An 11,634-nucleotide genomic window follows, 5' to 3' on the forward strand; every position below is an offset into this window, starting at 1 on the left:
AGAGAAAGAGGTTCTCGATTTAAAATTAAAATACAAATGATAATTATTTTCATTATATCTTTGTTTTTTCGGTTAAGCAATGAAGTTCATATGTGTTTCTCTAAAAAGATCAATCGCGTATAAAAAACAAGGCAATGGCTAATGCATGTGCTTTTGGGTAAGTGATTAAAAAATAAAGCCAAAGAGCATTAAGCTTTCTTATTGTTTAAGGATGTTTTTCGCTTCAGAAGCTCGTTGGTTGAGGTTTGATTTAAATGGTATGACGATAGTTTGTTCAGGAAGAGGAGTTAGTAGTGACGATGATGTCTAGATGTCGTTTGTATTTTAGGATTTATTAGATACCGCATTAAAATAGCGTCATAAAGTCGTGATGCTTCGCATCTTCAGTGTTAGCGATGTTAATGCGGTAATTTCTAATAAACTAGCGGATTAATGTCTCAACTTGCTTTTGGAGCAAAGTAAAGCTGATTCACAATTCAAAGACATCGTCAGTTGCTTTATTGTTAACCTGTGTTATTCGAGCTTACTTAGTACGTAATTCAAACCACCAACTACGGCTGCAACCTGTGCATCGTTGCATTCTTCGTCGGTCACCGTTGGGCTGTCTGGGTACACTTCCGTTGTCGTGCCGTAAACGCAATTTGTTACGCCGCCACACAGGCCCAGTTTTACCATTGGGTAGTTGATAACGCCAAACTGTACGACGGGTGAACCAATGATTTCGCCGTTTTCATCTGCTGGTGCAATGTGAGTCACTTTTGCAACTGACTCAATGACCGCTTTTTGGAAGTCAGGCTGAGGGTTTTCACTATCTCCCACCGTGTAAAATCCATCTGGGATCATACCTTCAATGTACTCAATACCATCACGAGCAGCTAAGGCTGGACGGAACTCAGTTTCGTCAGAATCTGTCGTTTCATGTAGATCAATGTGCATTAACACATCGCCTAAAGTTGCAACTAGCTTTATGAGGTTAGCGGACTCTTCGGCAGGGCTATCCTTATAGAAAGAGCGGTTTGGATCAATCGCGTTTGGATTCCAGCGGTTGATCACCTCGTAACCCCAAGGGCTTACGCAGGGTGCAACGACAATATTGAAATGCTCTGCATAGCGTTCTGCTTCTGTTTCTACAAACTTTAATGCGCCATGTACACCGCTGGTTTCGTAACCGTGCACGCCGCCTGTGACCAACACAACAGGCTTAGTTGAATCCCAATTGCGTGTTTTGATACAAAACAGAGGGAAGCGTGCCTCGTTGTATGAGAGCGCACCATATTGTTCAACATCAAAACGCTCGCGTAGGGCATCGATTTTACTGACGACTTCATCTTGGTAGCTACGTTTTACTTCTTGCGTTGCTAACCAAGCTTTACGTTCTTCTTCGTTCCAAGGTTGGCCAGGAGTACCGATCGGGTAAATGTATCCACTTTTCATCTATACTTTTTCTTTTGACTGCTGAAAGGTATCACAAGACTAGACCTGTCTTATCTTTACAGCAATATAAAACACCATTTGGGGTGGTATTCTTTGCAAAATCATCACTTTGATGAGTGATTCATTGGTGTTACATTTTGTTACTTACTCAATTTCATATAAGAGACAAAAAATGGCTGGAGCAAGTTTACTCACACTGTTGGACGATATTGCCACGGTGCTTGATGATGTCGCCTTAATGTCAAAAATGGCGGCAAAGAAAACCGCAGGTGTGTTGGGAGATGATCTAGCGTTAAACGCTCAACAAGTGTCTGGTGTTGCATCTGAGCGAGAGATTCCAGTGGTTTGGGCGGTTGCAAAAGGCTCATTCAAAAATAAATTGATTTTAGTTCCTTCAGCTTTACTTATTAGCGCGATTATTCCATGGCTTATCATGCCATTATTGCTAATTGGCGGCTTATTTCTCTGCTTTGAAGGGACAGAGAAAGTACTTGAGAAAGTGTTTCCTCACTCGCATCCGCACGAAGAAGAAGATGAGCTAGTTAATACTGGCGAGTCGATAGAAGAGTATGAAAAGCGTAAAGTTTCTGGTGCGATTCGGACAGACTTTATCCTTTCAGCAGAAATCATCGTGATTGCGTTAGGTACCGTGACAGGAGCCAGTCTTGTTACGCAAATTTTAGTTGTCAGTTTAATTGCAGTGATTATGACGGTTGGAGTTTATGGACTAGTCGCTGGGATTGTGAAGCTAGATGATTTAGGCCTTTACCTTGAAAGTCGCTCAAACGGTAAAGGTTGGGTAGCGAAAGTCGGAGGGGCCTTGGTCGCTTTTGCACCAAAGTTGATGAAGTTGTTAACCATTGTAGGAACTGCTGCGATGTTTTTGGTGGGTGGAGGAATTGTGGTGCACAACGTGCCAGCCATTCATCACTTTGTAGAGCCGATTATTATGAACTTTAGTGGTCATTCGGTTGCTACAGCCATTTTGCCTATTTTACTGAACGGTATTATCGGCTTTGTGGCGGGGTTGGTTGTGGTTGCGGTATGGACGATGGTTGAAAAGCTTCGTGGTCAATAATCACATCTAAAACATGAGACGATAATAACAAGGGTCATGACTTCTTTTTACAAAAAGCATGACCCTGTTTTATGGGTGAAACGTCAGTAAAGTACTTACTTCACTTTCCACTCGATCTGTTCATTTGCTCGAATAGGCACAACGATATCATTGCCAAATGGCATCGTTTCTGGCACATCCCAAGCGGATTTTTCTAACGTTACTGTATCTGTGTTACGTGCAATGCCGTAAAAATCAGGACCGTTGAAGCTTGCGAAAGCTTCCAAGTTTTCCAACTTGCCTTCTTTTTCGAAGACTTCTGCATAAAGCTCTAGCGCAGCGTGTGCAGTGTAAGAACCAGCACAACCGCAAGCCGATTCTTTTGCCCCTTTCGCATGTGGCGCTGAGTCTGTACCTAGGAAAAACTTCTTGCTACCACTAGTTGCTGCTTCGATCAGCGCTTGCTGGTGGGTTCCGCGCTTAAGAATTGGCAAACAGTAGAAATGAGGTTTAATACCACCCACAAGCATGTGGTTACGGTTGAAAAGAAGGTGGTGGGCAGTGATGGTAGCCGCTACGTTGTCTGAGGCATTGTTAACGAAGTTTGCTGCGTCGGCGGTGGTGATATGTTCTAGTACGATTTTAAGATTAGGGAAATCATTGACGATAGGAGCGAGGACGGTATCAAGGAATTCTTTTTCTCGGTCGAATATATCAACATCGTGATGTGTTACCTCCCCATGAACCAAAAGTAACATTCCTACTTCTTCCATTGCTTCTAAAACGTGATAAATGTTTTTCGCATTGGTCACACCGGAATCTGAGTTTGTTGTGGCGCCAGCAGGATAGAGCTTGGCAGCAACAATGTGTCCGGTTGCTTTAGCCTTACGTATTTCGTCTGGTGTCGTGTTATCTGTAAGGTAAAGCGCCATTAAAGGCTCAAACTGTTCGCCATGTTGCTCTTTGAGAATTCGGTCACGGTAGGCTAGGGCGAGCTCAGTTGTAGTAACAGGTGGGACGGTATTTGGCATAATCAGCGCACGGCCATTGTAGCGGCTGATGTCGCGAACGGTGTCTTTAAGAACTTCCCCATCGCGTAAGTGAACGTGCCAGTCGTCAGGACGAGTGATAGTCAGTGTTGTCATTAATTGCTCCCACCATTGAAAAGTTGTCTGATTGGAGCCTAAGCGCCGTATTTGCTTTTGAGCAAACGCTTGCGCTTAGGCGACAGGATGATAGAGGAATTGCCCTCATATTTCATCCCATTTTTCAATTTTATAAAGAGTGAGAGTGAGAGTGTAAGTGGTTACTTCATTGTTAACCAAAGCGCGTGGATCGTACCTGGTAGAAAGAAGAAACACGTCAATATTAGATTAATCAAAAAGTCTTTATTTAGACCTTTCTCCATAAACACCGCGACAGGCGGAAGAAAGATACATAACAAAATCAGAACCAGTTTTCTTGTATCCATAATTAAGCTCCAAATCGATAAATGGGAGTAGTGATAACTTGGGTGAATTATGTGTGTCGTATCACACTTTATCAAACGGTATTTGGTCAGAACGGTGTTAAAAAACGCGAATATTGAGTGTAGTAAATACTTGTCACTAAAACCAAATTTATAAGAATATGGTTTCGAGAAAGTTGAAATGGATGAAGAGGCAGCAGACTCTGCAACTTAATGTGATTTGAGTATACAATACCGCAACAAATAAAAAACACCCGTAGGAAGAAGGCCATGTCGCAACCCGTTTTATCCCAAATTAATGTTTTTCCGGTTAAGTCAGTTGGCGGATTATCGCTGTCGTCCGTATGGGTTGAGAAGCAAGGATTGAGCTTCGATCGTCGCTTTATGATTGCGAAAGCTGATGGCTCGATGATCACTGCGCGAAAGTATCCGCAAATGGTAACCATTAAGTCTGCCTTATTGTCCGATGGAGTGGTGTTTAGTAGTTTGGGTATGGAGCCACTTAAAATCCGTTACCAAGATTTCAAAATGCAGGAGACACCTGCAACGGTTTGGAAAGATACGTTTACTGCCTATACCACGACAGATGATGCAGATGACTGGTTTAGTCGTGTGTTGGGGCAACGCGTTGAGTTGTTGTTTAGTGGTGAGCAATCGAATCGTGTCCGTGAAAAGCTAGGTCAAAACGTCAGTTTTGCTGATGGTTATCCGGTTTTAGTGATCAGCCAAGCTTCACTTGATGAGCTGAACCGAAGAAGTTCAGAGCTACACTCAATGGATCAGTTTCGTACTAACTTAGTTGTCTCTGATACTAAGCCATTTGAAGAAGATTCATGGAAGCGCATACGAATCGGTGAGGTAGAGTTTGAGTCTCTCAAACCTTGCGAGCGCTGTATCCTGACTACGGTGAATACCCAAAGAGGCACATTCCGTGAGAGCAAAGAGCCGCTCAAAACCTTGCAACAGTTCCGTGCAAACGATGTCGGTGGTGTGTTCTTTGGCCAGAATCTTGTCGCGCGAAATGAAGGCATTATTCGTCAAGGCGATAAAGTTGAAGTATTGGAGTACAAAGAGCCGGAGTTTTACGCAGATAACTCGCCAGTGCGCATGAAGCTTACATGTGTTGAGCGTGAAGAAATTGCCCAAGACTTTGTGACCTTATGGTTAGAGCCAAACAAAGGTTCGTTGCCTAATTACTTGCCAGGACAACACCTACCAATAGAGGTGAATATTGATGGTAAGAAAGTGGGTCGACGCTATACCTTGTCATCCAGTCCTTCTCGCCCGGGTCGTTATGCTATTTCTGTAAAGCGTATCGCGGGTGGAAGAGTCTCTAACTCACTCTTAGACAACTTACAAGTCGGTGATGTTTTAGAGGCAGAACAACCTGACGGTCAGTTCCACCTTAAAACGCATGAAGCGCAGCCTCTGTTGTTACTCTCTGCGGGTAGTGGAGTAACACCAATGTTATCAATGGTGCGTTACTTAGCGGATCACAATCAGTTGGATAACGTGGTTTTCTACCATCAATGTCGCACCGAGAATGATATTCCTTGTCGCTCAGAGTTGGAGCAGTTAAAGCGTGAGCACCCAGCGCTAGAAGTAAAAGTCTGTTTAACGCAACCTGCTGTTGATTGGTTTGGTTTGAAAGGGCGTTTAAGTTTGTCACACATTAAGCAAATCAAAGATGTTGAACAGCGCCAAGTGTTTGTGTGTGGTCCTGATGGTTTTATGGAGAAAGCGAAAAATCTCCTGCTAAGAAAAGGGCTGCCAGAAGAAAACTACCATCAAGAAGCGTTTGGCGTATCTTCAGTCACTTCAAGACCAGAGAAGAGCATAGCGATCGATTTCAATGGGACGAAAGTTGTAGGGAATAATCAGAAAACGTTGTTAGATCAGCTTGAAGACGCAGGGAAGGTTGTTAGCAATAGCTGTCGTGCTGGCTTATGCGGCGCGTGTAAGGTTCAGCTTACGTCGGGTCAAGTACATCATCCGGACGTGCCTGCGTTGACAGATGAGGAACGTGCAATGGGAACCGTATTGGCGTGTTGTGCTGTGCCAGAGACGGACGTAACAGTAACCAACTAGGCGAGAGCAATTTTGTCCTTCGACAAAAACTGTTCCTAGACAAAAAAACGCTGCTATTTTTAGCAGCGTTTTGAGTTTTAAAGAGAGCTGAAAATATCGCTTAGTCGTAAATCGTCGGGATTGGCTGGCGTTTGTGCTGCGTTGCTTTGTAAATCGCTACCAGACGGTCACTCACTTGCTGTGGAACAGGTTTGCCCTCTAAGAAGTCGTCGATTTGCTCGTAAGTTAGGCTTAGGGCATCTTCGTCTGCTTTCTGTGGAGCAAGCTCTTCTAAGTCTGCCGTTGGCACTTTCTTCACTAGTTGCTCAGGTGCACCCAATGTAGCAGCCACTTCACGAACTTGGCGCTTACTTAATCCGAACAATGGTGCCATGTCACAAGCGCCATCACCAAATTTAGTGTAGAAACCAGTGATGTTTTCTGCTGAGTGATCAGTACCAAGAACAAGGCCGCCTACGTAGCCCGCGATCTCGTATTGAGCAACCATGCGAGCACGCGCTTTTACATTGCCTTTTACGAAGTCGACTTTTTCTGCATCAGTTGGTAGAAGGTCTGTGCCTTCTAATGCAACGTGAGAAGCCGAATGAAGCCCGTCAACACCTGCTTTGATGTTCACCGATACAGAATGGGTTGGCTGGATAAAAGACAGAGCGAGCTGAGCCTCATCTTCATCTTTTTGCTCCCCGTAAGGCAGGCGAACTGCGATAAATTGGTAGCTATTGTTGCCCGCTTCTTCGTTTAGTTGGTCTACAGCCAACTGAGCTAAACGACCACATGTCGTTGAGTCAACGCCACCGCTGATGCCAAGAACAAGAGACTTACAGCCCGCTTCTTGCAATTTACGCTTAATAAAAGCGACACGGCGTTCAATTTCAAAATGCGGATCAATTGAAGGGAGTACGCGCATTTCGTCACGGATGGATTGTTCCATTTAGGGTTCCTTTTCCTGCAAATATTTCAGACTCTAAAGCGCATTTGCTCAAATGGTGATAAACCATACAGTTGAGGCTCATTAAACGCGACTTTAGGGTCAAAAGCTGTAAAGATTAGTAGTATCATACCGAAATCATCAGATTAGAAAACTCTCTTCAACCAGGTAATCACCGGATATGAAAAAAATCGCCATTTTTGGTAGTGCATTTAACCCACCTAGTTTAGGGCATAAAAGTGTTATTGAGTCTTTGAGCCACTTTGATCTTGTGCTACTTGAGCCAAGCATTGCACACGCTTGGGGCAAGAACATGCTTGATTACCCAACTCGGTGCAAAATGGTTGATGTGTTCATCAAGGATATGGGGCTTTCTAATGTTCAGCGTTCTGATGCAGAGCAAGCTTTATACCAACCTGGACAAAGTGTGACGACCTATGCGTTGTTAGAAAAAATTCAAGAAATCTACCCAACTGCCGATATAACTTTTGTCATTGGTCCTGATAATTTCTTCAAATTTGCTAAATTTAGTAGAGCTGAAGAGATTACGGAACGTTGGACTGTTATGGCATGTCCTGAGAAAGTAAAAGTAAGAAGCACAGATATTCGCAAAGCATTGGCCGAGGGTGAAGAGATCGGCGCCTATACAACACCTTCCGTACGTGATTTATTACTTAGTAAAGGCTTATACAGAGAAACATTGTCTGGGAACTGAGAGGTCAGATTTTCATGGTCAGAGTCGTTTTATTTAGTGCATGTGCGCTGCTTGTGGTGACACAAGCTCATTCCGCGTGTAACTATTTTTCTGATCGTTCCGTGGTGTTTGAAGATAACACTCTTCCTATCTGTGAAGAAATTTTAGATTCCATCGGCGTGTTAAGTACTGAAGCATTGATTTGGTATGCAGCGGAAGCGAAGCTTGAAGGACCAACAGAAAACTATTGGGAGGAGTGGGCGATTAAGCCGGAAGAGACCCCACTTCTAACTCAAAACTTAGAAAAGAATTACTTTGGTCTTGGTTTTTGGATGCCGGAAGAGCTCCGAGACGAAGAGAGTAAAATGGATACAGAAGAGTGGCTTCGTAGTCACGGGTTGATGTTCAGCGTTGGTTTTGGTGATAAATCAGACGGACAGCCAAGAATGCGGTTTGATTATCGTTGGCACGAATATTATGACGCTGACTGGATGATGCAGATAGAAGTACCTTTCTAGACATCTCAAGCAAATGAAAAAAGGGCGTACATTATCAATGTACGCCCTTTTTGTTTTAATCTACTTTCTGTGTCCGTAATGCTGAAGACGTAGCTTGTTGAAGAGCAAGTTATAGCGCTTCTCCAAAGACTAAAAAGCAAAGCTGTTCATATTCTTCGGTGTTACCAGCAAAAAGAGAGTCAACAATTTGCTCTTCCTTCTTCCCCGACAGTTTCATTTTTCTTGCTTCACGTAGTGTTAGTACCAAGCAAAGCTCTTTAGAAATATTCATGTCACAGCCAGGAGTCCATTGATTGATGGTTCTCGTTAACGTTGAGTGCGCTAGTTTAGGAGACAGCGTCAATACTTCATGTCTTACTACTGTCAGTAGATCGGTTTGCAGATCCGAGCGTTCGGCAGTTGTTGCTAGCTTCTCGACGAGCGCTTTTAGTAGCGGTGAAGGCTTCACAAAGCCCGCCTGTTGTGAGAAGTCGTCATTTAAACGCACAGAAAAATCACAACGATATACACGAGAATTAGGTAAAAAGGTGAGGGAGCTCAAACATCCTTGAGGAATCCAAAAATATTGGCCTGGTTCAATGGCATACTCCTGCTTACCCAATTTAATGACGGCTAACCCTTCGATGACAGATAGTAGACTGTGCTTCAGTGCTTTTTTACGCGCAGCTACATCAAGAAAGGGGTATTTAGCGTCGTGAAATTCAATTGCGTAGTTCATTATGAGTACCAGTGTTTTTTGGCGCTAAGGGTAACGTTAAACCCATACGATTCCAACCTGCTGAGAGAATTTTTTAGCATGATAAATGGTGGCTTAACTGGTATGACCATGTTAAAAGTATGGGTTGAAATGCTGCTTGTCAGCAAAACTATGCGTAAAATGTGCCAGCTTTTTTTGATATGTAATGAACAATGACAGCCAATACCGATCCTTATATTGAAATTCGTCCTTACAACGACGAAGAAATTCCAGCAGCGCTGGATCGTCTAATCCAAGATGATGAATTTATCACTGCTATCCTAGAACATCGCTTTGCTAATAAAGCAGCGTGGTTCAAAACGCTAATGAGCCCGATCCTGCGAATCTACCTGAAAGCCAAGTGGAGCAAGCTTGATTCTGTCGAAGCAATTCAGATTGAAGTGAAGAAGTATCTGAAAGATACATTGAATAAGACAACGGATGGCGTCACTTTTTCTGGTTTGGATAAGCTGGATAAAAACACGTCATACCTATTCGTTTCTAACCACCGTGATATTGCGATGGACCCTGCGCTCGTAAATTATGGCTTGTACCAAAGTGGGCACCGTACAGTTCGTATAGCGATTGGCGATAACCTGCTGAAGAAGCCATGTGCGACAGAATTGATGCGACTCAATAAGAGCTTCATCGTTAAGCGCTCTGCTAAGGCGCCTAGAGAAATGATGAAAGCATTGGGACAACTGTCAAGCTATATCAAACATTCGCTTGATACTGGCAATTCAATTTGGATTGCCCAAAAGGAAGGTCGTGCTAAAGATGGAAACGACTTTACTGATCCTGCGATTTTAAAAATGTTCCATGTTGAAGGTCGTAAACAAAAGATCAGCTTTGGTGAGTACACGCGTTCTCTGAAAATCGTTCCTGTCTCGATTGCCTATGAAAATGATCCATGTGACATTGCCAAAGCAAAAGAGCTGTACGAAAAAGCAGAAAATGGCCGCTATGAAAAAGGCGAATTTGAAGATATCGAAAGCATCATTCAAGGTATCGTTGGCTATAAAGGCCGTGTACATGTTGCGTTTGGTGATGTGATTGAGCAAGAGTTTGAAACGCCGGAATCTCTTGCTGGTGAAATCGACCGCCAAATTCACAACAACTACAAATTGTACCCAATCAACTTGTTAGCTGCTGGGCATGAAGATTCGAGCATCATTACGGAAGCGGTTAAGCGTCATCTCGCGGATAAGTTGGATCAGCTACCTGAAGGCGCAAGACCTTATTTGGTGGCGAGCTATGCTAATCCTGTGAATAACCAAGAGTAATCTTCGTCACTGAACTCGTTGATTCAGAATGCCTTAAAGCCTCGGTCTGACGGGGCTTTTGTTTATCTGCTCTTTAAGGTGCGACGGCGCCACCAAGGGTTAAATTGCTAGGCCATTTGGTGATCCTGTTACCACCTAAATAGATATTCCTTTTCACCGTCATTGTGTCTGGAAATACTTTCAGCGCTGATCCTCCAATATAAAGATTACCATCAACCACCAATCCTTCAGGAAGTTCAGAAATGGGAGTGCGAATAACACTTAGATCACCTTTTACTCGAAGTTTAGCTGGAAGCGCTTTTAACGGTGTATCTGTCAGATTTAGGTAACCGCCTAGTTTGATGCCTTTAGGCCAGTTTTCGATCTTACTACCTAGTAGGTTTGCATAGCCTTTTATCTTTGTTCCTGAGCGAATAACTTTGAGTGCGCTGTTAGTTGCTTCCAGACTGCCTTCAACATCAAGCCCTTTAGGCAAGGTTTTGATAGGGGTTTGTGAGATGTTTAAGTTGCCCTTTACCACTAGGCCAGAGGGTAGTTGGGTGTAAGGCTTGTTTCTAAGATCAAGATTGCCGTAATTATCGATGTGACCAAACTTAGAATAGTAATCTAGCTCATATGCCAAAGGAGACGAGCAGAGTAGGATTGAAGTAAGGCATAGGGAAACAAAACGCATAGTCAAAGAGTTAGTTAAATACCGAGATCAACAGGTGCTTATCTTATACTTAAATAAACCTATTATGCATTTTTTGCTCACAGTTTTTGATTCATAACTTAAATATTCAAATTAGAGATACACGTTAAAAGTGCGCTTCTTTACTGAGCTAAGTAACTTCAAGCTTACTAAAATGAGATAAATTAAATGATTGAATGTGAAGCAGACCCAAGTGTAGAGGTGAGAAAAATATCAGTAGATATTTGAATAATATGAGATTCTTCCAAGAACTTCACAAGGGTCCTTGTTAGTATTATTGAGGTTTGAGGGAGATTTTCATGAAGTTAAAAAGTGTATCTATTTTTACCGCTGGTGTTTTTGCAGTACTGCTGTCGGGTTCCGTTTTTGCTAAATCATACAGTACACCAGAAAACAAAGCGCTAATAGTTGCAGACGGTAAGGTAGGTCAGCGTATCTGTTACTACGATGATAAAGCCTACACCACAGGGGCCGTGATTAATGTTGAAGGCGTATTACTGATGTGTACCGCTGAGAACGATTTTGAAACCAATGGCTCGTTAAAGTGGGTCGTGTTCAAAAAAGAGAAATAAACGCGCCGAAGTTGTCTGTTTCATTTAGAGCGGTTTAAGATTAAGAGATTGGAAAAATAAAAAGCGAGCATCATGCTCGCTTTTTTCATTTTCAGCCCTAAACCACCTACTTCAGTAGGTGGTTATCATCCGTTTCGGCTTTGCCTGTAAAACTACTCATGTTAA

General features: G+C 43.0%; 12 protein-coding genes. 6 read left to right on the forward strand and 6 right to left on the reverse strand.

The genetic code is table 11. From position 1 onward, the window contains the following. Window positions 1-513: 513 nt before the first annotated feature. Complete coding sequence (locus tag R7Z41_RS17575) at window positions 514-1,434, reverse strand: M14 family metallocarboxypeptidase (protein WP_005375292.1); 921 nt, start codon at window positions 1,432-1,434, stop codon at window positions 514-516. A gap of 172 nt (window positions 1,435-1,606) precedes the next feature. On the opposite strand from R7Z41_RS17575, the gene R7Z41_RS17580 reads away from it, so the two are divergent. Next, on the forward strand, window positions 1,607-2,512 hold the full coding sequence (locus tag R7Z41_RS17580; RefSeq protein ID WP_065275435.1) for a DUF808 domain-containing protein: 906 nt from the start codon (window positions 1,607-1,609) through the stop codon (window positions 2,510-2,512). Between the two features lie 95 nt (window positions 2,513-2,607). Here R7Z41_RS17580 and pyrC read toward each other — a convergent pair whose 3' ends face one another. Continuing rightward, window positions 2,608-3,636: a dihydroorotase gene (gene pyrC, locus R7Z41_RS17585; RefSeq protein WP_005385019.1), complete on the reverse strand. Its 1,029-nt coding sequence runs from the start codon at window positions 3,634-3,636 to the stop codon at window positions 2,608-2,610. Window positions 3,637-3,797: 161 nt separating this feature from the next. After that, window positions 3,798-3,962: a YqaE/Pmp3 family membrane protein gene (locus tag R7Z41_RS17590; protein ID WP_005375297.1), complete on the reverse strand. Its 165-nt coding sequence runs from the start codon at window positions 3,960-3,962 to the stop codon at window positions 3,798-3,800. Window positions 3,963-4,229: 267 nt separating this feature from the next. Here R7Z41_RS17590 and R7Z41_RS17595 point away from each other — a divergent pair, with 267 nt between their 5' ends. Further along, the gene (locus tag R7Z41_RS17595; RefSeq protein WP_065275434.1) at window positions 4,230-6,047 is read left to right on the forward strand and encodes a hybrid-cluster NAD(P)-dependent oxidoreductase; all 1,818 of its coding nucleotides are present in this window, start codon (window positions 4,230-4,232) and stop codon (window positions 6,045-6,047) included. Window positions 6,048-6,147: 100 nt separating this feature from the next. Here R7Z41_RS17595 and nadE read toward each other — a convergent pair whose 3' ends face one another. Continuing rightward, a complete protein-coding gene (gene nadE / locus R7Z41_RS17600) occupies window positions 6,148-6,978 on the reverse strand; it encodes an ammonia-dependent NAD(+) synthetase (RefSeq protein ID WP_065275433.1) in 831 nt (276 codons plus the stop codon). A 178-nt stretch (window positions 6,979-7,156) separates the two neighbouring features. On the opposite strand from nadE, the gene R7Z41_RS17605 reads away from it, so the two are divergent. Beyond that, window positions 7,157-7,690 carry a nicotinate-nicotinamide nucleotide adenylyltransferase gene (locus R7Z41_RS17605; RefSeq protein WP_065275432.1) on the forward strand — a complete coding sequence of 178 codons (534 nt, stop codon included), beginning with the start codon at window positions 7,157-7,159 and terminating at the stop codon, window positions 7,688-7,690. Between the two features lie 14 nt (window positions 7,691-7,704). After that, complete coding sequence (locus R7Z41_RS17610) at window positions 7,705-8,187, forward strand: hypothetical protein (protein WP_005375301.1); 483 nt, start codon at window positions 7,705-7,707, stop codon at window positions 8,185-8,187. Window positions 8,188-8,296: 109 nt separating this feature from the next. Here the strand turns inward: R7Z41_RS17610 and R7Z41_RS17615 are convergent, their stop codons facing one another. After that, window positions 8,297-8,905 (reverse strand): hypothetical protein, encoded by a 609-nt coding sequence (locus tag R7Z41_RS17615; protein WP_005375302.1) that lies wholly within the window; start codon window positions 8,903-8,905, stop codon window positions 8,297-8,299. A gap of 191 nt (window positions 8,906-9,096) precedes the next feature. Here R7Z41_RS17615 and R7Z41_RS17620 point away from each other — a divergent pair, with 191 nt between their 5' ends. Continuing rightward, entirely contained in the window at window positions 9,097-10,206 is a 1,110-nt protein-coding gene (locus R7Z41_RS17620) for a 1-acyl-sn-glycerol-3-phosphate acyltransferase (protein ID WP_005385027.1), read from the forward strand. Window positions 10,207-10,279: 73 nt separating this feature from the next. Here the strand turns inward: R7Z41_RS17620 and R7Z41_RS17625 are convergent, their stop codons facing one another. After that, entirely contained in the window at window positions 10,280-10,879 is a 600-nt protein-coding gene (locus R7Z41_RS17625) for a hypothetical protein (RefSeq protein WP_042521566.1), read from the reverse strand. Between the two features lie 317 nt (window positions 10,880-11,196). Between R7Z41_RS17625 and R7Z41_RS17630 the strand changes: the two genes are divergently transcribed. Beyond that, window positions 11,197-11,469: a YnjH family protein gene (locus R7Z41_RS17630; RefSeq protein ID WP_025768510.1), complete on the forward strand. Its 273-nt coding sequence runs from the start codon at window positions 11,197-11,199 to the stop codon at window positions 11,467-11,469. Window positions 11,470-11,634: the final 165 nt, after the last annotated feature.

The sequence above is a fragment of the Vibrio sp. 1457 genome (genome assembly GCF_033340195.1).
GTDB lineage: Bacteria > Pseudomonadota > Gammaproteobacteria > Enterobacterales > Vibrionaceae > Vibrio > Vibrio alginolyticus.